Source organism: Kitasatospora sp. NPDC001309 (genome assembly GCF_042896295.1).
Classification (GTDB): domain Bacteria; phylum Actinomycetota; class Actinomycetes; order Streptomycetales; family Streptomycetaceae; genus Kitasatospora.
Genome location: NZ_JBIAXC010000001.1, coordinates 399,728 through 418,767, shown reverse-complemented (window position 1 = coordinate 418,767; position 19,040 = coordinate 399,728). Strand labels below are relative to the sequence as shown.

Sequence of the window (19,040 nt, the reverse complement as noted above, 5' to 3'; positions counted from 1 at the left end):
GCTTTCTGCGCACGGACCCCGTCTCCGAGGACGCCTCAGACCCCGGGGAAGGTGCGGCCCCACGGCTGGGTCCAGAGCAGTCCCGGATCGCTCAGGACCTTGACGGTCAGGCCCTGCTTGGCCAGGTCCCGCTTGATCCGGTCGCCCACGGACTGGTCGGCGGTCAGGATGGTCACCGGCGGGTGCGGCGCGGGGAGCTGCTCGATCGCGCCCTTGAGCCGACCGAAGGACCGCTGGTAGTCCGCCTCCTTCACCTCCGGCCCGCCGATGTCCACCCAGTGGATGTCGTACAGCGCCTTCATGTCGCCGCCCCGCCGGTTGAGCAGGGAGGCCAGCCAGGTCGCCTTGAGGTTCTTGTAGTCGTCGTTGGAGACGAGGGCGATCACCGGGCCGCCGGTGTCGCGCAGCGGGGCCAGGCCGTCGATCCCCTTGGGGCCAATGTCGCTCTCGTACTCACCGCGCCCCCAGGCCACCAGCGGGTTGCCGGACCAGGCGGACGGGTTGTCCTTGGTGGCCAGGAAGCCCCACTGCACGTTGGCGAAGAGGCTGAGCGCGGCGGCGACGGCCAGCCCGGAGAGCACCAGCTCGTTCAGGCGCCGGGCCAGGGTGCGCCCGCTCCCCCGGGACGACGTGCGCAGGACGGTCCCGACGGCGCCGATCGAGATCAGCGCGACCACGACGCCCACGGCCGTCATCTTGTGGAAGTAGTACGAGTACCGCCCGATGCTGTGCAGCTGGTACGCGGCGAAGACAGTGAGCAGGCCGCCGGTGCCGAGCAGCACCGCGAGGTGCGCCTGGCCGGTGGCGGTCCGGCGGTTGCGCGGCATGGCCGCCACCAGCAGGCCGAGCAGCCCGCCGCCGATCAGGATCGAGCGGTCCGCGGCGACGCTCGGCCCGCTCATGTTCGAGGCGTCGGCCACGTTCAGGTTGCCCAGGACGGACAGGACGCTCGGCAGCGCGGCCACGCCCAGCGCGCACGCCAGCGCGCCGAGGGTCCACCACCACCGGCCGGCGAACCTGCGCCGGTGCACCACCAGCGCACCCAGCAGCGCCACGCCCACGAACGCGCCGTAGATGTTGTAGGTGTAGGTGACGGAGATCAGCCCGGCCGAGGCGGCCAGGACGAACTCGGTGCGGCCCGTCGCCGGCCGGATCAGCACCGCCAGCGAGAGCGCGATCAGCAGCAGACCGATGAAGGTCGAGTCGAAGCCGTGGACCAGCAGGTCGAAGTAGTTGCTCGCGAACATGATCGAGCCGACCGTGGCGCACACCGCCGCCGCCCGCCAGCCACGCAGCCGGGGCCCGCCGACCCACCGGGCCGCCCAGACCAGCGCGGTGCAGAACAGCGCGTACGCGACCAGCAGGTAGAGGAGGTACCGGTTCATGGTCTGGAGCATGTCGCCGGGGCCGGCGGCGGAGTGGACCAGCGTGTCGGTCCAGGCCAGCAGGAAGTGCGAGCCCTGCGGGTAGGTCACCTCGGACGGCGGGATCAGGTACGCCCTGGCCGCTTCCTGGTGGAAGAAGTTGTAGCCGCCCACGCCCTGGATGCCGGAGAAGAAGGAGAAGTGGGCGAGCCGGTCCTCGGCGGTCGCGAGGTAGGCGACCCGCTCCGCCGCCGACGTCCCGGCGATCGGGTGGTACAGGTAGTGCCAGAACCCGCCGAAGGTGCCCACCACCAGCAGGTCGGACCAGCGGAAACGCAGCGGCAGGCGGGGGGCGCGCCTGGCGACCCAGGCGGCCGTCGTCAGCACGGTGAACATCAGGCCGCTGGTGGCGACCGGCGACAGGCCCCAGGGCCACAGCGAGAAGAGCAGGCCGAAGGTCAGCACCGAGCCGGCCAGCACGAGTCCGGCGACGAAGAGCCGGTCGAGCAGCACCCCGCCGACCCGGATCACCGCCGCCACCGCGAGCAGGAGCAACGGCAGCAGCACCACGCCCAGGTGCAGCGCGACCAGACCGGCTGGCACCAGCCAGGACAGGGCGAGCGCGCCGGCCAGCACCAGCGGGTTACGCCGCGGCCGTACGTCGGTGGATGGGTCCGGCGGCCCCGGCGGCGCGGTCAGACTCTGGAGCCCGCTGTCGGGCGAGCTGTGTACGGTCGACACGGTGCCGTGCCCCTCCGGTCAAGTCCCTGCCGCCCGTCTCCCCCTACCGGGTCCGGACTTCATCTACCGTCTGCGGCAGGCTACGAGGGCCCAGCATACCGAGGGCACCGGAACGCCGGTCGGTTCAGGGGGCGCCCGGACCGCCCGCGGACCACCTGCGGACCGTCCCGGGCGGCCGTCGGCGGATCAGGAGCCGGACGGTGCGGAAGGCCCGGCGGATCCGCCCCGGAAGACCCAGACCTTCAACAGGACGAACCGGGCGACCGTGGCCAGCCCGTTGGCGACGACCAGCCCGCCGACCTCCACCGGCCGGGAGGCGTCCGGCACCACCCGGTCGAGCAGGGCGAGCACCCCGGAGCTGAGGCCGAGCCCGATCAGGAAGGCGACGGCGCCCTGCAGCTGGTGGCGGACCATCCCCTGCGAACCGACCACCCCGAAGGTGAAGCGCCGGTTGGCGGCCGTGTTCGCCACCGCGCTGACCGCCAGGGCGATCAGGTTGGCCGCCTGCGGGTCGGTGAACCGCCGCGCGACGACGAACAGCCCCAGGTAGAAGACGGTGCTGAGGACGCCGATGACCAGGAAGGACGGCAGCTGGCGGCGGGCCCCGGAGGCGGGCCCGACCGGCTCCTCGGTGAGCGTCACCGGCCCCGGCCCCGCTCGTCGTCGTCCTCGGCCGAGTCGTAGCCGACGAAGTAGGTCGGGCGGTTCTGCACCGCCGAGTAGATCCGGCCCACGTACTCCCCCAGCAGCCCGACGCAGATCAGCTGCACCCCGCCGAGGAAGAGCATCCCGATGAACAGCGAGGACCAGCCCGGCACCGTCGAGCCGAGCGCGTACGAGACGGTGGCGTGGATCCCCAGCGCGATGCAGACCACGAAGCTGACCAGGCCGAGGTAGGTGGCCAGCCGCAGCGGGGCGGCGGAGAAGTTGGTGATGCTGTCCAGCGCGAGCCGCACCATCTTGGACAGCGGGTAGTGGGTGCCGCCGGCGACCCGCTCCTCGCGGACGTAGACGACCTCGCCGCTGGGGAAGCCGAGCCACGGCACCAGCAGCCGGTAGACCGGCTGGTGCTCGGGCAGCTGCTTGAGGGCGTCCACGGCGGCCCGGCTGAGCAGCCGGAAGTCGCCGGCCTGGTTGGGCATCCGCTTGCCGACCAGCCGGCGCATCAGCCAGTAGTACGCGCCCGCGCTGCGGCGCTTGAAGGCGGTGTCGGTGCCGCGGTCCCCGCGCACGCCGTAGACCACGTCGAGGCCCTGTTCGCGGGCCAGGTCGAGCATCTCCGGGATCTTCTCCGGCGGGTCCTGGAGGTCGGCGTCGATGCTGACCACGTAGTCGCCGATGGCCCGGTGGATGCCCGCGGTGAGCGCGGCCTGGTGCCCGGAGTTGCGGGCGAAGCGGACAATGCGGAACTCCGACCAGTCCTGCCGGATCTTCTGCATCAGCACGGGGGTGGCGTCCCGGCTGCCGTCGTCCACGCCGACGACCTCGTAGTCGACCCCCAGCCCGTCCAGGATCGGGCGCAGTCGCTCGACGGTGAGCGGGAGCGCCTCCTGCTCGTTGTAGATCGGCATCACGACGGACAACAGCGGTGCCGTAGACATGCGATGGATCCCACTTTCCGCGACGGCGGGACTGGATGGTGAGCCGACCATAACAGTCGGCCATGAGCTGCCCGTGAGAGGAAGTGCGCCCAGGTGAGCGCGGGGTGAGGGCCTGTCGACGGGAGTTCGAAGACAGGCTCTGTACGCCGAAGGGCCCCACGCACCGCAAGGTGCGTGGGGCCCTTCGGACGAGCCTGACGGGGCAGGCAGGTCAGAGCACCAATTACTTGATGATCTTGGTGACCTGGCCGGCGCCGACGGTGCGGCCACCCTCACGGATGGCGAACTTGAGGCCCTCCTCCATGGCGATCGGCTGGATCAGCGCGACGGTCATGGCGGTGTTGTCGCCCGGCATGACCATCTCGGTGCCCTCGGGGAGGGTCACGACGCCGGTCACGTCCGTGGTACGGAAGTAGAACTGCGGGCGGTAGTTGTTGAAGAACGGGGTGTGGCGGCCACCCTCGTCCTTCGACAGGATGTAGGACTGAGCCTCGAAGTCGGTGTGCGGCGTGACCGAACCCGGCTTGATGATGACCTGGCCGCGCTCGACGTCCTCGCGCTTGATGCCACGGAGCAGCAGACCGACGTTCTCACCGGCCTGGCCCTCGTCGAGCAGCTTGCGGAACATCTCGATGCCGGTGACCGTGGTGGTGGTCTTGGTCTCCTTGATGCCGATGATGTCGACAGTCTCGTTGACCTTGAGGATGCCACGCTCGATACGACCGGTGACGACGGTGCCACGACCGGTGATCGTGAAGACGTCCTCGATCGGCATCAGGAACGGCTGGTCCACGGCGCGGGCCGGGGTCGGGATGCTCTCGTCGACCGCGTGCATGAGGCCGAGGAGCTTCTGGCCCCACTCGGCGTCGCCCTCGAGGGCCTTCAGCGCGGAGACGCGGACGACCGGCAGGTCGTCGCCCGGGAACTCGTACTCGGAGAGCAGCTCGCGGACCTCGAGCTCGACGAGCTCCAGGATCTCCTCGTCGTCCACCATGTCGGCCTTGTTCAGGGCGACGACGATGTACGGGACGCCGACCTGGCGGGCCAGGAGGACGTGCTCCTTGGTCTGCGGCATCGGGCCGTCGGTGGCGGCGACCACCAGGATGGCGCCGTCCATCTGGGCGGCACCGGTGATCATGTTCTTGATGTAGTCCGCGTGACCCGGGCAGTCGACGTGGGCGTAGTGGCGCGCCTCGGTCTGGTACTCGACGTGCGCGATCGAGATGGTGATACCGCGCTGACGCTCCTCCGGGGCCTTGTCGATCTGGTCGAACGGCGTGAAGGGGTTGATCTCCGGGTACGCGTCGTGCAGCACCTTGGTGATGGCCGCGGTCAGCGTGGTCTTGCCGTGGTCGATGTGACCGATGGTGCCGATGTTGACGTGGGGCTTCGTCCGCTCGAACTTCGCCTTGGCCACTGAGTCCTCCTGAGGACAGTTCCTGTACGCCGTGCTGACGTCAGTTGGTCTTTGATACGGGCCCGGCCTGGGTGCCCGAAGCACCTCTCGCCGCCCCGTGGTTGGGGGCCGGAGGCCCTGGGAGGATCCGGACGGATCCTCCCAGGTCGCCTCCTAAGAGCCTAAGGGGTGTGAATCATCCCGAATATCGGGAGGTCACTCGCCCTTGGACTTGGCGATGATCTCCTCAGCCACGGCCTTGGGGACCTCGGCGTACGAGTCGAACTGCATCGAGTAGCTCGCGCGACCAGAGGTCTTGCTGCGCAGGTCACCGACGTAGCCGAACATCTCGGAGAGGGGCACCAGCGCCGAGACGACGCGGGCACCGTGACGCTCGTCCATGGACCGGATCTGGCCACGGCGAGAGTTGATGTCGCCGATCACGTCGCCCATGTAGTCCTCGGGCGTGGTGACCTCGACGGCCATCATCGGCTCGAGGAGGACCGGCTTGGCCTTCCTCGCGCCTTCCTTGAAGGCCATCGAACCGGCGATCTTGAACGCGAGCTCGGAGGAGTCGACGTCGTGCGACTGGCCGTCGAGCAGGCTCACGCGGACACCCTGGAGCGGGTAGCCGGCGAGGATGCCGAACTCCATGGCCTCCTGGCAACCGGCGTCGACCGACGGGATGTACTCCCGCGGGACGCGGCCACCGGTGACCTTGTTGACGAACTCGTAGCCCTCGGCCTGCTCGAGCGGCTCGATCGCGATCTGCACCTTGGCGAACTGACCGGAACCACCGGTCTGCTTCTTGTGGGTGTAGTCGATGCGCTCGACGGCCTGACGGATCGTCTCGCGGTACGCGACCTGCGGCTTGCCGACGTTGGCCTCGACCTTGAACTCACGCTTCATACGGTCGACCAGCACCTCGAGGTGCAGCTCGCCCATACCCGCGATGATGGTCTGGCCGGTCTCCTCGTCCGTGTTGACCTGGAAGGACGGGTCCTCCTCGGCGAGACGCTGGATGGCGACACCCAGCTTCTCCTGGTCACCCTTGGACTTGGGCTCGATCGCGACGCGGATGACCGGGGCCGGGAAGTCCATGGACTCCAGGATGACCGGGCTCTTCTCGTCGGACAGCGTCTCACCGGTGGTGGTCTGCTTGAGGCCCATGACGGCGACGATGTCGCCGGCGCCCACCGACTCGATCTCCTCACGCTTGTTCGCGTGCATGCGGTAGATCTTGCCGATGCGCTCCTTCTTGCCCTTGACGGCGTTCAGCACCGAGGTGCCGGACTCCAGGCGGCCGGAGTAGATCCGGACGAAGGTGAGCTTGCCCAGGTGCGGGTCGGACATGATCTTGAACGCCAGCGCGGCCAGCGGCTCGTCGTCCGAAGCCTTGCGGGAGATCTTGGTCTCCGGGTCGTTCGGCTTCGTGCCCTCGACGGACTCGATGTCCAGCGGGGACGGCAGGTACTTGACGACCGCGTCGAGCAGGGGCTGAACGCCCTTGTTCTTGAAGGCGGTACCGCAGAAGATCGGGGTGAAGTCCGAGTTCAGGGTGCCCTTGCGGATCGCGTCCTGCAGCAGCTCGACCGGGATCTCCTCGCCCTCCAGGGCGAGCTCCATGATCTCGTCGCTGACGTTGGAGACGGTGTCGATCAGCGTCTCGCGGTACTCGTCCGCCTGCTCCTGCAGCTCGGCCGGGATGTCGACGATGTCGTACATCTCGCCCTTGGCGGCCTCGGCCGACCAGATCAGCGCCTTCATGCGGACCAGGTCGACAACGCCCTGGAAGTCCGCCTCGGCACCGATCGGGAGCTGCATCACCAGCGGGGTGGCGCCGAGGCGCTCCACGATGGTGTCGACGCAGAAGAAGAAGTTCGCGCCCGTGCGGTCCAGCTTGTTGATGAAGCAGATGCGCGGGACGCCGTAGCGGTCAGCCTGCCGCCACACGGTCTCGGACTGGGGCTCGACACCGGCGACACCGTCGAACACCGTCACGGCACCGTCGAGGACGCGCAGCGAACGCTCCACCTCGACGGTGAAGTCGACGTGACCCGGGGTGTCGATGATGTTGATGGTGTGGTCGGCATCGTCGACGGTCCAGTGACAGGTCGTCGCGGCCGACGTGATCGTGATGCCGCGCTCCTGCTCCTGCTCCATCCAGTCCATGGTGGCAGCGCCATCGTGGACCTCACCGATCTTGTACGACACGCCGGTGTAGAACAGGATCCGCTCGGTGGTGGTGGTCTTGCCCGCGTCGATGTGCGCCATGATCCCGATGTTGCGGACCTTGGCGAGGTCAAGGGAGGTTGCAGCCATGGTGGCTCGTTCTCTCTCTGTCTAGTGACGGGGTACGGACTACCAGCGGTAGTGCGCGAAGGCCTTGTTGGACTCGGCCATCTTGTGGGTGTCCTCGCGACGCTTCACGGAAGCGCCCAGGCCGTTGCTGGCGTCGAGGATCTCGTTCATCAGGCGCTCGGTCATGGTCTTCTCGCGACGGGCGCGGGAGTAACCGACCATCCAGCGCAGCGCCAGGGTGCTGGCGCGGCCCGGACGGACCTCGACCGGAACCTGGTAGGTCGCGCCACCGACACGGCGGGACTTGACCTCGAGGGCCGGCTTGACGTTCTCCAGCGCACGCTTCAGCGCGACGACCGGGTCCGAGCCGGTCTTCTCACGGACGCCCTCGAGGGCGCCGTAGACGATCCGCTCGGCGGTGGAGCGCTTGCCGTGCAGCAGGATCTTGTTGACCAGCTGGGTGACGACAGGGGAGCCGTAGACCGGGTCGATGATGACCGGGCGCTTCGGGGCGGGGCCCTTACGAGGCATTCTTACTTCTCCTTCTTGGCGCCGTAGCGGCTGCGAGCCTGCTTGCGGTTCTTGACACCCTGGGTGTCGAGCGAACCGCGGATGATCTTGTAGCGGACACCAGGAAGGTCCTTCACACGACCACCGCGCACCAGCACGATGGAGTGCTCCTGCAGGTTGTGGCCCTCGCCCGGGATGTAAGCGGTGACCTCGATCCCGCTGGTGAGGCGCACACGGGCGACCTTACGAAGCGCCGAGTTCGGCTTCTTCGGGGTGGTCGTGTACACACGCGTGCAGACCCCACGGCGCTGCGGGGAGCCCTTCAGCGCGGGAGTCTTGTTCTTCTCGACCTTGTCCTGCCGGCCCTTTCGGACCAGCTGCTGGATCGTAGGCACCGTTTCTCCGTTTTCTGTGTGCCAAGGCTTGGTGGAACTAACCTGCGGTGTCTCCCTTGCACACAACCCCGTGGTCGACCCACGCGGTCGGGTGTGTTGGGCTTTTTCCGACACGGAATCCCATGGCTGATGTACAGCGACGGCGCTCTACGCGCGGCGCGCTTTGAGGCGCTCCGGCTCGGCGCGGCGACCGGTGTGCATGCACGCACAAGGACCCGGGGACACCCCAGGCACAAGGTCAGAGCGTACCTAGCGCATGGGGCTCGGTCAAAACAAATGCAACGCCGCAGGTCGCGGCCTTCGGCCGGGTGTCGCCCCGGTGTCCCGTACGCGACCGGCCGGTGTCGGGCCGGTCCCCACCCGCTCTACCACAGTCGGCGGGCACCCGCCAGCGGGGCAGCCGGGGCCGCCGGGGCGGCCTAGGCGACCTAGGAGGCGATGCCCAACATGATCACCAGCAGCCAGAAGGCGCCGCCCAGGTAGCCGAGCACCAGGCCCAGCACCGCCGCCCAGTCCCCGTCCATGTTGCGCTCGCGGATCTGCCGGCGGGCGAGGTGGCCGGTGATCACCGCAGGCACCACCGGCAACGCCAGGAAGCCGGTCAGGCCGCACACCAGGGAGACCACCGCCAGCACGCTGGTGGGCCGGGCCTGCGGCACCGGCGGCGGCACCAGGAAGGTCGCCGGGACGGGCTGCGCGGCCTGCAACGGCGCCGCCATCGGCCCGGACGGCAGGTCGGCCACCAGCGCGGCCAGCTCGCCGTAGGTCACCGCCCGTGCCGCCGCCTCGTGGCGCTGCCCGTACTCCTCGACGGACAGCCGCCCCTCGGCGAACCCGGCCTTCAACACGTCCACCGTCCGGTCCCGGTCGGCGTGGCTGGCCCGCATCACCGACTGCGGGGTCGGCGCGGCCTGCCAGCCGGCCGCATTCCGGCCGTACCGGTCGGTGGGGCGGGACTCGCCCCACGGTTGAACGGACATCCGCCACCTCCCGGGCGCCGCGGCACCCCCGCGCGCTCACTGGTCCTCATAGTGCAGGACGAACCGGGGAACTGAGTAGTTGCCGAATCGGACCGGCAGCTCCCGGAGACCGTCGCCGGGCGGCGCGCCTCACCCGTTCGGCGGACAGGCTCAGGGGATGCTCAAAGCGGGCGACAGCCCGTCGGACCGGTGCCAGGCTGGCTCCGGAGCGCCCCGCCACCGCGCGTCCACCCACGACCAGAGACAGAAGGCCGCCATGCAGGCGTCAGAACCGTCGCCCTCCGAACCGACCGCCGACGGCCGGCCCGGACCGGGCACCCCGTCCGCCGTCAGCATCCAGGGACTGTGGAAGCACTTCGGCACCCAGGCCGCCGTCGCCGGGCTCAGCCTGGAGCTCCCGGCCGGGTCGTTCATCGGCCTGGTCGGGCCGAACGGCGCCGGCAAGACCACCACGCTGTCCATGGCCACCGGCCTGCTCCGGCCCGACCAGGGCACCGTGCTGGTGCACGGCACCGACGTCTGGGCCGACCCGGTCACGGTCAAGGCCCGGATCGGCATCCTGCCCGAGGGCCTGCGGATGTTCGAGCGGCTCAGCGGGCGCGAACTGCTCCAGTACACCGGCCGGCTGCGCGGCCTGCCCGGCGCCGAGGTGGACCGCCGCGCCGAGGAACTGCTGGCCGTCCTGGACCTCGGCCGGGACGCCGACAAGCTGGTCGCCGACTACTCCACCGGCATGCGCAAGAAGATCGGGCTGGCCGCCGCGCTGCTGCACAACCCCGACGTGCTGTTCCTGGACGAGCCCTTCGAGGGCGTCGACCCGGTCTCCGCCCAGACCATCCGCGGCGTGCTCAAGCGGTACGCGGCGGCCGGCTCCACCGTGGTCTTCTCCAGCCACGTGATGGAGCTGGTCGAGCAGCTCTGCGACTGGGTCGCCGTGGTCAACGCGGGCCGGGTGATCGCCCAGGGCCCGCTGGACGCCGTCCGCGGCGGACGCAGCCTGCACGCGGCCTTCCTGGAGCTGATCGGCGTCCGCGAGGACGACGGCCAGGCCCTCGGCTGGCTGGGCGGCGGACGCACCGGGGACACCCGGTGACCGCCGCCACCGCGCCCGTCACCGCCGTGCCCGACGACCGGACGGTGGTCCGCGGCCTGGTCGCGCTCAAGCTGCGGCTGCTGCGCAACGGGCTGCGCCGCAGCCGGGGCCGGGCGGCCGTGTACGTCCTCGGCGGCGTCCTCGGCCTGGGCTTCGCGGGCCTGATCGCCTTCGGCATGGCGATGCTCAACGGTCGCTACGAGGGCTCCGGCAACACCGGGGTGATGCTGGCCGGCGTGCTCACCCTGGGCTGGGCCGCGCTGCCGCTGTTCCTGTTCTCCAGCGACGAGAGCGCCGACCCGACCCGGCTCACCATGCTGCCGCTGCGGCCCGGCCCGCTGCTGCGCGGTTCGCTGCTGGCCTCGCTGATCGGGCCCGGCCCGCTGATCAGCCTGGTGCTGGTGACCGGCGCGGTGCTGTCCGGCGCCACCGGCGGCGCCGCGGCCGCCACCGCGGTGGTCGCCGTGCCGCTCGCCCTGCTCTGCCTGGTCACGCTGTCCCGGGCGGTCGCGGCCGGGAACGCCCGGATGCTCTCCAGCCGGCGCGGCAAGGACTTCGCGATCTTCGGCGGGCTGGCCTTCGCCCTGCTCGTCCAGGGCGCCAACGTCGGCTCGCAGAGCATCTTCGGCCGGCAGCACGGCCAGGACATCGACCTCGGCCCGCTCAGGCCGATCGCCGCGGTGCTGCGCTGGATCCCGCCGGTCAGCGCCGTGGACGCCCCCCGCAGCGTCGGCGCGGGCGAGTACGGGGCGGCGCTGCTCCAGCTCGCCGCGGCCGGTGCGCTGCTCGTCCTGCTGCTGCGCTGGTGGCGGGGCAGCCTCCAGGAGCTGATGGTCACCGCCGACTCCTCCACCCTGGAGGTGGCCCGCGGGGTGCAGAGCGCCCGCGGCTGGCGCTTCCTGCCGGAGGGCCGCACCGGCGCGGTGATGCAGCGCCACCTGCGGTACGCCTGGCGCGAGCCGCGGGCCAAGGCCGCGCTGTTCACCAGCGTCGGGATGACGCTGGTGATCTGCCTGCTGTCGGTGGTGCAGGGCTGGTCGAGCGTCTACCTGCTGGCGATGACCGGGACCTTCCTCGGGCTGCAGATGCTCAACCTGTTCGGCATGGACGGCTCGGCGTTCTGGATGGTCGCCGCCACCCTGCGCACCCCGGCCGATGCCCGGGACGAGCTGCGCGGCCGGGCGTACGCGGTGCTGTCGTACGCCCTGCCGGTCACCGTGGTGCTCGGGCTGGTGCTGGCCGCCGTCACCGGCGACTGGAGCGGGCTGCCGTCCGCCCTCGGCCTCGCGCTGGCAGTGCTCGGCGGCGGCATCGCGCTCGGCTCGGTGTTCAGCGTGCTCGCGCCGTACACCATGCCCGCCGACAGCAACCCGATGCGCAACGCCGCCCCCGGGCAGGGCGGGCTGATCCTGCTCAACCAGTTCGGCTCGATGCTCGGCGTCGCGGTGCTCTCCCTGCCGGTCGGCGGCTACCTGCTCTGGGCGCTGCTCTCGGACGGGCCGAGCTGGCCGCTGCTGCTGCTCGGCCCGGCCTACGGCGCCCTGGTCGCCACCCTCGGCATCCGGCTGGCGGCCCCCCGGCTGCTGGAGCGTGTGCCGGAGATCATGGCCAAGGCCATCGAACGGTAGCTAGGTCTGCCCGGCCGCTCCGGCATCATGGGCCGGAGGGGCGGGGCCGTCGAGGAGAGCAGGGACACACCGTGGGCAAGCGCGCGCAGCAGGGCGACGGGAACGCCGGGCCGCTGCTGGAGCAGGCGGTGCGCTCGGTGCTCACCGCCCCCGACGAGGGGCTGGACCTCGCCCTGGACACCGGGGCCTCGCTGCTGGCCGCCTCGGCCGGGCAGTGGCCGGCGGTCAGCCGGTCGGTGCTCGGGTACGCGGACACCGCGGTGGGCCGCTGCTGGTCCGCCGGCTGGCGCCCGGCCGACCTGGTGCGGGTCGTACGGCGCGGGCTCAAGCCCGTCCACCTGGCCCTCGCGGTGGACCTGATCGCCGCCGAGGCCCGCCGCCACCCCGCCGCCGCCCTGGACCGGCGCTGGCAGGAGCAGCTGCGCGAGCTGGAGGCCGAGGTCTGGTGGCCCGCCGACGAGCAGTACCTCGGCGCCTTCGCCCACCGCCACCGGCTGGACCGCTTCGCGCTCGCCACCGCCCTGCTGGAGCTGCTGCGCAGCTGGGGCCGACTGCCCCCGATCGCCCCGGTCGGCCCCGCCCCCGGGCAGCAGGGGCCGGTGCGGCGCCCGGCCGGGCCGCAGCATCCCGGGTCGTCGGCCGGGGAGCCGCGGATGCTGGCCCGGATCCGGGCCCTGCTGGCCAAGGCCGAGTCCACCGAGTTCCCGGAGGAGGCCGAGGCGCTGACCGCCAAGGCCCAGCAGCTGATGGCCCAGCACAGCATCGACGACGCGCTGCTGGCCGCCGCCGGGGCCGACCGGAACACCCCGGCGGCGCTGCGGATCGGCGTGGACAACCCGTACGAGGGGCCCAAGACGATGCTGCTGGACGCGGTCGCGGCGGCCAACCGGTGCCGGGTGGTGTGGGCCAAGGAGTTCGGCTTCTGCACCGTGATCGGCTTCGACGGGGACCTGGACGGCGTCGAACTGCTCTACACCTCGCTGCTGGTGCAGGCCACCCACGCGCTCAACAAGGCCGGGTCCGGCAAGGACTCGCGCAGCAAGGCGTTCCGGCAGTCCTTCCTGGTGGCGTACGCGGCCCGGATCCGCGAGCGGCTGACCGCCGCCACCGAGCGGGCCACCAGCGCCGCCGCGGCCGGCCGCCACCTGCGCGAGGACGGCACCGAGGAGCAGCTGCTGCCCGACGAGCGGCTGCTGCCCGCGCTGGCCGCCCGCTCGGCGGCGGTGGACGACGAGGTCGGCCGGCTGTTCCCGAAGCTGGTCTCCCAGCGGGTCCGGGTCAGCGACGGCGAGGGCTGGGCGGCCGGGCGGGCCGCGGCCGACCGCGCCGCCCTGCACGGGCGGGGCGAGATCCACAACCGGCCGCCCGCCTGATAGAAACGACCCGCCACGAACGAAGGGGGATCCGACGTGACGGAGTCGACAGCGGAGTCCGGATACCGGGACCGGGTGCGCGGCGCGCTGCTCGGCGGCGCGATCGGCGACGCCCTGGGCTGGCCGGTGGAGTTCCAGCAGCTCCACCAGATCCGCGAGCGGTTCGGTCCGCAGGGCGTGACCGCGCTGCCGTCCGGGAGCGCCGGGTCGGTGGAGGTCACCGACGACACCCAGATGACGCTGTTCACCGCGGAGGGCCTGATCCGCGGCTTCGTCCGCGGCTGGTCCGGCGGCGGCGGCTCGGTGCCGGAGGCGGTGCACGGCGCGTACCGGCGCTGGCTGCGGACCCAGTACCAGGGCGCCCCGGACACCGAGCCGCAGCCGCGCCCGTACGACGGCTGGCTGCTCGGCCGGCCGTTCCTGTACGCGCGGCGGGCGCCGGGCAACGCCTGCCTGAGCGGGGTGTCCGAGCACCCGGTGTTCGAGGCGCCGGCCCCGATCGGGAGCCCGGGGCCGATCAACCCCGGCTCCAAGGGCTGCGGTTCGGTGATGCGCGCGGCGCCGTTCGGGCTGGCCCGGCTCGGGGCGGAGCAGTCCTTCGGGCTGGCCGTGCAGTGCGCCCAGCTCACCCACGGGCACCCGACCGGCTACCTCGCCGCGGGCGCCTTCGCGGCGCTGGTCGAGCGGTTGGCGGCCGGGACGGAGCCGTGGGCGGCGGTCGGCGAGACGGTGGAGCAGATCCGCGAGCTGCCGAAGTCCAAGGAGACCGTGCAGGCGCTGGCCCGGGCGGTCCGGCTGGCCCAGGAGGCCGAGCCCTCGGCGGACACCGTGGAGCGGGTCGGGCTCGGCTGGATCGCCGAGGAGTGCCTGGCCATCGCGGTGCACTCGCTGCTGGCGGCCACCCTCGACCCCGATCCGGTGCGCACCGCGCTGCTGCTGTCGGTGAACCACTCCGGGGACAGCGACTCCACCGGCGCGGTCTGCGGCAACCTGGTCGGGGCCGCGTACGGCGCCTCGGCGCTGCCCGCCGACTGGGTCGGGGCGGTCGAGGGGCGGGCCGAACTGCTGACGGTCGCGGACGACCTGCTGGTGCTGTTCGGCAGCCGCGACCCGGGCCACCCGGCGCTCGGCGGGCGCTACCCCGCCTGGTAGCCGGACGCTCCTCAGCTCGCCCCGGGGTCGGCGACCTGGCCGAGGAACAGCGGCCGCCCGGTGGCGGTGTCCCGGATCAGGAACAGGAACGGCCGGTCGATGTGCAGCTGGACGGGCCGGTCCGGGGCGGGCGCCGCCGCGACGCCGATCCCGACGCCGCTGCCGGCCGCCGCGACCGTCCCCTCCTCGTCGACCTGGACGGTGGCCTTCTGCACCACCGTGCTGACGACGAGCGGCGGCTGGTCGGCGATGCCGCCGAGGTCGGCCCGGTCGAAGACCGAGTGGACGCCGAGCGAGCGCAGCGCGGGGCTCAGCTCGTTCGAGGTGTCGAAGTGGAAGCGCGGCAGCTGGAGGTCGACCGGCCGTTCGGCGAGGGCGCCGAGGATCCGGTCGAGCTGGGGCTGGTCCAGCCCCTTGGCGAAGGCGGCGAAACCGCCCTGCGCGGGGACGATCAGGTCCATCGCCAGACCGCCGCCCTGGTACGGGAGTTCCACGGCCTGCCAGGGCTCGCCGACGATCCCGCCGGAGCCGTCCGCGTACTTGAACTCACCGGCCTGGCTCATCGACGGGACGGCCGGGGCGGATCCGTCGAGCTTGTGGAACGGGCGGTCCGCGGTCTGCCCGGGCTTGAACGCCGAGGCCCACTTCGCCTTGAGGTAGAGCGCGTCGGTGAGGACCAGCCGGGTGTCGGCGTTGATCGTGTTCGGTGCGAAGAGGTCCTTGATCTGCCCCTCGGTGGCCTTCTCCACGGCGGAGTTGACGGCCTCGCGGGAGCCGTTCGGGTCCTTGCCGAAGTCGGTGGTGCGCACCCCGGCGTCGAAGGCGGTGGCGAGCGTGGCCAGGTAGTCGGGCTTCACCGCGAAGCCCTGCTGGGTCCAGACCTGGTCGCTGCGGCGCAGGGTGGGTCCGTCGGTGGCCGGGACGGGCCGGTCGAGGGCGCCGACGGCGAGGGCGTACTGCTTCGGGTCGAGGTCGGTGTGCAGGGCCTTGGCGAGTTCCTCGGCGGTGGCACCGCGCGCGCCGGGCAGCAGCATGGCGAGCACGGTGGACAGCCCGGACGGCGAGACCACCAGGTTCTGCCCGGCGGTGTCCGGCTTCGCGGTGAGGGTGTGCAGGAGGTCCAGGCCGAAGGCGTCGGTGGCCTTGGCGGTGGCGGCCACCGAGGCCTGGTCGACGGCAGGCCGGGTGGCCGGCGCGGAGGCCCGCTGCTCCCCGGTGGCGGCGGTGCCGGGGCCGGTGCTGCCGCAGCCGCTGACCAGCGGTGCGGCGAGCGCGGCGGCGAGGAGCAGTGCCGCGGGGCGGCGGGGCGGGCGACGACGGGTTCCGCTGCTGCTGTTCGTCATGGCCCTTCGACGCGGCACCCCTCCGCCCGGTTCCGGCTCAGTCCCAGAGCGCGCCGAACTCCAGCAGTTCGTCCCGGTGCTCGATCCGCTCGACCCACTCCGCGGGCCAGACCGCCTCGCCGTGGTGGGCGCCGGCGAAGGCACCGGTCAGGCAGGCGAGCGAGTCGGAGTCGCCGCTGGAGTAGGCGGCCCGGCGGACGGCGGCCACCGGGTCGTCGGGCAGCAGCAGGAAGCAGAGCAGGCCGGTGCCGAAGGCCTCCTCGGCGACCCAGCCCTCGCCGGTGGCCAGGCAGGGGTCGGCCTCGACGTCGGGGGCGGCGAGGGCGGCGTCCAGCTGGTCGAGGACCGTGAGGCAGTCGTCCCAGCCGCGGGCGATGACGGCCTGCGGGGAGGCGCCGTACCAGTGGTCGGCGAGGTCGCCGAGCCAGAACTCGTCGTAGCGCTCGCGGCCGGCCAGCGCGTACGCCCGCAGCACGGCGGGCAGTCCGGCGGGCGGGACGCCCTCGGCGAGCTTGCGCACGGCGTAGGCGGTGAGGTCGCTGGCGGCGAGCGCGGTCGGGTGGCCGTGGGTGAGCGCGGACTGGAGTTGGGCGGCGCCGGAGAGCTGCCGGGCGTCCAGGTCGCGGATCAGGCCGAGCGGGGCGACCCGCATGTTGGCGCCGCAGCCCTTGGAGCCCACGTCGCTGGCCTGCTGCCAGCGGTACTCGTCGTGGCTGAGCCGCTCGCAGGCGCGCAGGCAGGTCATGCCGGGGGCGCGGTTGTTCGACGGGGAGCGCCACCAGTCGACGAACTCCTCGCGGACCGGGCGCGCCAGCCGCAGCGGCGTCAGGGGCCCGCGGGCCAGAGCGGTGCGCAGGCCGCGGGCGAGGGCGAGCGTCATCTGGGTGTCGTCGGTGACCAACGCCTTCCGCGGCAGCGGGAGTCGCCGCCAGTCCGGGTGGTCGGCGGCGATCCGCTCGACGTCCTGGAACTCGGTCAGCCGGCCCATCGCGTCGCCGATCGCCAGCCCCAGCAGTGCCCCCGTCGCCTTGCCCACGGCCTTCTCCCCCGCTTCCCGTCACACGTCGACCAACAGCTCCTTGAGCCCGCGGATCACGTAGCCGGGGTTCCACTCGGGCTCGCGGACCAGCCGCAGGCCCGGGGCCCGGCGCAGCAGCGTGCCGTAGGACTCGGTGAGCTCCAGTCTGGCAAGGGGGGCGCCCAGACAGAAATGGATTCCGGCGCCGAAGGTGACGTGCGGGTTGTCGGTGCGGCCGAGGTCGAGGCGGTCGGGGTCGGCGAAGCGCTCCGGGTCGCGGTTGGCGGAGCCGAAGAGCAGGGCGATCTCGGCGCCGCGCGGCACGGTGACCCCGCGGACCTCGATGTCCTCCAGCACCCAGCGCTCGAACATCTGCAGCGGGGTGTCCCAGCGCATCAGTTCCTCGACGGCGGTGGGCAGCAGGGCGTCCACCGAGCCGCGCAGCCGGGCGAGTTCGCCGGGGTGGCGGAACAGCGCCCACCAGCCGTTGCCGGTGGTGTTGACGGTCGCCTCGTGGCCGGCGTTGAGCAGCAGCACGCAGGTGGAGACCATCTCCTGCTCGCTGAGCGCGTCGGAGCCCTCCTGGGCCTGGATCAGCGCGCTGATCAGGTCGGTGCCCGGGTTCCCCCGGCGCTCGCGGATCAGGGCGCGCAGGTAGTCGGAGAACTCGGTGCTGGCGGTGACGGCCCGGCGGGCGGCCTCCTCGCTCGGGTTGAGCTCGAACATCCCGGTGATGTCGGCGGACCAGGGGCGCAGCAGGTGCCGGTCGCCCTCCGGCACGCCGAGCATCTCGGCGATCACGGCGACCGGCAGCGGCTCGGCGACGGCGGAGATCAGGTCGCCGCCGCCGGCCGCGAGCAGGTCGTCGACGAGTTCCCCGGCCAGCCGCCGGACGGTCGGCCGCAGCCCTTCGACCATGCGCGGGGTGAAGGCCTTGGAGACCAGCCGGCGGATCCGGGTGTGGTCGGGGGCCTCCAGGTCGAGCAGCCCGTGGTCGTTGAGGGTGTGGAAGGGCTCGTGCGCCGGGTCGGGTTCGGGGCGGCCGAACTCCTGGTGGCTGAACCGGTGGGTGTAGGTGCGGCCGAGCCGCCGGTCGCGCAGCAGGGCGCTGACGTCCTCGTGGCGGGAGACCAGCCACTGGTTCGTCGGCTCGTGGTACGTCACCGGCGCGTGCTCGCGCAGTTCGGCGTACGCGTCGTACGGGTGGGCCACGAACTCCGCCGACCAGGGGTCGAACTTCGCCGTCGTCGTCATCGCTCGATCACTCCAGGCCGTGAGGGGAAGCCGGGAAGATCATCGTATGCATCCGGTACGTCCGTAAAGGGTCCTTACGCCCCTTCCAGCACCAGCCGGCGCACCAGCTTCGGCAGCGCCCGGGAGATCGGCTCCCGGATCACCTCGGCCGCGGCCGCGTCGTACGGGGTCTCCTCGGCGTTCACGATGATCAGCTTCGCGCCGCTCCGCACCGCGTTGTACGGCAGCCCGGCGACCGGGAACACCTGGAGGCTGGTGCCGATCGCGACGAAGACCTCGCAGGCCCGGGCGACGGAGTCGGCCTGGCCGAGCACCTCCTGGTCCAGGTTCTCGCCGAACATCACGATCCGCGGCTTGAGGATGCCGCCGCACTCCCGGCAGGCCGGGTCCGGCTCCCCCGCCTCGACCCGGGCCAGCGCCTGCGCCATCGACCCGACCACCCGGCAGCTCAGGCACTGGGTCTCCCGGGCGTTGCCATGCAGTTCGAGCACCTTGCGGGCGGTCAGGCCGGCCCGCTGGTGCAGCCCGTCGATGTTCTGGGTGAGCACCCGCAGCGGCAGCCCGGAGCGCTCCAGGTCGACCAGCGCCCGGTGCCCGGCGTTCGGCTCGGCGGCCAGCCCGGCCGTCTCCAGCCGCATCCGCCAGGCCCGCGCGCGCACCTTCGTGTCGTCCCGGTACGGGCCGATGGTGACCAGTTCCTCGGCCGACGGGTCCTTGCGCCACAGCCCCTGCGGGCCGCGGTAGTCGGGGATGCCGGAGTCGGTCGAGATGCCCGCGCCGGTGAGCACGGCGATCAGGGGGCGCTTCGCGTTCATACCCCGGACGGTACGGGCGGCGGGGCACGGCAGCCACCGAAAATCCGGATGCGCGCCGTCAACTCCCGCCGCACAC

16 protein-coding genes are annotated in these 19,040 nt (G+C 72.0%); 4 read left to right on the top strand and 12 right to left on the bottom strand.

The window, feature by feature from the left end; all coding sequences use genetic code 11:
* Positions 1–35 precede the first annotated feature (35 nt).
* The 8 genes from ACFY2K_RS01975 to ACFY2K_RS01940 form a co-directional block, all read right to left on the bottom strand.
* Positions 36–2,105 carry a hypothetical protein gene (locus ACFY2K_RS01975; RefSeq protein ID WP_387709212.1) on the bottom strand — a complete coding sequence of 690 codons (2,070 nt, stop codon included), beginning with the start codon at positions 2,103–2,105 and terminating at the stop codon, positions 36–38.
* Between the two features lie 186 nt (positions 2,106–2,291).
* Entirely contained in the window at positions 2,292–2,747 is a 456-nt protein-coding gene (locus tag ACFY2K_RS01970; RefSeq protein ID WP_387709210.1) for a GtrA family protein, read from the bottom strand.
* Positions 2,744–3,706, bottom strand: coding sequence for a glycosyltransferase family 2 protein (locus ACFY2K_RS01965; protein ID WP_380521249.1), 963 nt, complete (start codon positions 3,704–3,706; stop codon positions 2,744–2,746). Before ACFY2K_RS01965 ends, ACFY2K_RS01970 begins: the two co-directional genes overlap by 4 nt.
* Before the next feature lie 223 nt (positions 3,707–3,929).
* A complete protein-coding gene (gene tuf, locus ACFY2K_RS01960; RefSeq protein ID WP_375882058.1) occupies positions 3,930–5,123 on the bottom strand; it encodes an elongation factor Tu in 1,194 nt (397 codons plus the stop codon).
* Between the two features lie 195 nt (positions 5,124–5,318).
* On the bottom strand, positions 5,319–7,424 hold the full coding sequence (gene fusA, locus ACFY2K_RS01955; protein WP_380521252.1) for an elongation factor G: 2,106 nt from the start codon (positions 7,422–7,424) through the stop codon (positions 5,319–5,321).
* Between the two features lie 39 nt (positions 7,425–7,463).
* Entirely contained in the window at positions 7,464–7,934 is a 471-nt protein-coding gene (gene rpsG / locus ACFY2K_RS01950; RefSeq protein ID WP_148644378.1) for a 30S ribosomal protein S7, read from the bottom strand.
* A 2-nt stretch (positions 7,935–7,936) separates the two neighbouring features.
* Positions 7,937–8,308, bottom strand: a complete 372-nt coding sequence (rpsL, locus tag ACFY2K_RS01945; protein WP_014144289.1) for a 30S ribosomal protein S12 — start codon at positions 8,306–8,308, stop codon at positions 7,937–7,939.
* Positions 8,309–8,736: 428 nt separating this feature from the next.
* Positions 8,737–9,288 carry a DUF1707 and DUF4190 domain-containing protein gene (locus ACFY2K_RS01940; protein WP_380521254.1) on the bottom strand — a complete coding sequence of 184 codons (552 nt, stop codon included), beginning with the start codon at positions 9,286–9,288 and terminating at the stop codon, positions 8,737–8,739.
* A gap of 256 nt (positions 9,289–9,544) precedes the next feature.
* On the opposite strand from ACFY2K_RS01940, the gene ACFY2K_RS01935 reads away from it, so the two are divergent.
* From ACFY2K_RS01935 to ACFY2K_RS01920, 4 genes are all read left to right on the top strand, one after another.
* The gene (locus tag ACFY2K_RS01935; protein WP_387709208.1) at positions 9,545–10,381 is read left to right on the top strand and encodes an ABC transporter ATP-binding protein; all 837 of its coding nucleotides are present in this window, start codon (positions 9,545–9,547) and stop codon (positions 10,379–10,381) included.
* Positions 10,378–12,009, top strand: a complete 1,632-nt coding sequence (locus tag ACFY2K_RS01930) for a transporter (RefSeq protein WP_380521257.1) — start codon at positions 10,378–10,380, stop codon at positions 12,007–12,009. Before ACFY2K_RS01935 ends, ACFY2K_RS01930 begins: the two co-directional genes overlap by 4 nt.
* Before the next feature lie 71 nt (positions 12,010–12,080).
* Entirely contained in the window at positions 12,081–13,382 is a 1,302-nt protein-coding gene (locus ACFY2K_RS01925; protein WP_380586095.1) for a DUF2786 domain-containing protein, read from the top strand.
* 36 nt (positions 13,383–13,418) lie between these two features.
* On the top strand, positions 13,419–14,534 hold the full coding sequence (locus tag ACFY2K_RS01920) for an ADP-ribosylglycohydrolase family protein (protein WP_380521261.1): 1,116 nt from the start codon (positions 13,419–13,421) through the stop codon (positions 14,532–14,534).
* Positions 14,535–14,545: 11 nt separating this feature from the next.
* Here ACFY2K_RS01920 and ACFY2K_RS01915 read toward each other — a convergent pair whose 3' ends face one another.
* The 4 genes from ACFY2K_RS01915 to ACFY2K_RS01900 all read right to left on the bottom strand — a co-directional run bounded on the left by ACFY2K_RS01915 (position 14,546) and on the right by ACFY2K_RS01900 (position 18,964).
* A complete protein-coding gene (locus ACFY2K_RS01915; protein WP_380640074.1) occupies positions 14,546–15,877 on the bottom strand; it encodes a serpin family protein in 1,332 nt (443 codons plus the stop codon).
* A 37-nt stretch (positions 15,878–15,914) separates the two neighbouring features.
* Positions 15,915–16,913, bottom strand: coding sequence for an ADP-ribosylglycohydrolase family protein (locus ACFY2K_RS01910; protein ID WP_380521265.1), 999 nt, complete (start codon positions 16,911–16,913; stop codon positions 15,915–15,917).
* Between the two features lie 21 nt (positions 16,914–16,934).
* A complete protein-coding gene (locus tag ACFY2K_RS01905) occupies positions 16,935–18,149 on the bottom strand; it encodes a cytochrome P450 (protein WP_375882036.1) in 1,215 nt (404 codons plus the stop codon).
* A gap of 74 nt (positions 18,150–18,223) precedes the next feature.
* On the bottom strand, positions 18,224–18,964 hold the full coding sequence (locus ACFY2K_RS01900; protein ID WP_387709206.1) for an NAD-dependent deacetylase: 741 nt from the start codon (positions 18,962–18,964) through the stop codon (positions 18,224–18,226).
* Positions 18,965–19,040: the final 76 nt, after the last annotated feature.

Excerpts from the sequence above, each read along its gene's own strand:
- ACFY2K_RS01965 (WP_380521249.1), bottom strand. The coding sequence starts at position 3,706 with ATGTCTACGGCACCGCTGTTGTCCGTCGTGATGCCGATCTACAACGAG.
- ACFY2K_RS01915 (WP_380640074.1), bottom strand. The coding sequence starts at position 15,877 with ATGACGAACAGCAGCAGCGGAACCCGTCGTCGCCCGCCCCGCCGCCCC.
- ACFY2K_RS01935 (WP_387709208.1), top strand. The coding sequence starts at position 9,545 with ATGCAGGCGTCAGAACCGTCGCCCTCCGAACCGACCGCCGACGGCCGG.
- ACFY2K_RS01900 (WP_387709206.1), bottom strand. The coding sequence starts at position 18,964 with ATGAACGCGAAGCGCCCCCTGATCGCCGTGCTCACCGGCGCGGGCATC.
- rpsG (WP_148644378.1), bottom strand. The coding sequence starts at position 7,934 with ATGCCTCGTAAGGGCCCCGCCCCGAAGCGCCCGGTCATCATCGACCCG.
- ACFY2K_RS01905 (WP_375882036.1), bottom strand. The coding sequence starts at position 18,149 with ATGACGACGACGGCGAAGTTCGACCCCTGGTCGGCGGAGTTCGTGGCC.
- fusA (WP_380521252.1), bottom strand. The coding sequence starts at position 7,424 with ATGGCTGCAACCTCCCTTGACCTCGCCAAGGTCCGCAACATCGGGATC.
- ACFY2K_RS01940 (WP_380521254.1), bottom strand. The coding sequence starts at position 9,288 with ATGTCCGTTCAACCGTGGGGCGAGTCCCGCCCCACCGACCGGTACGGC.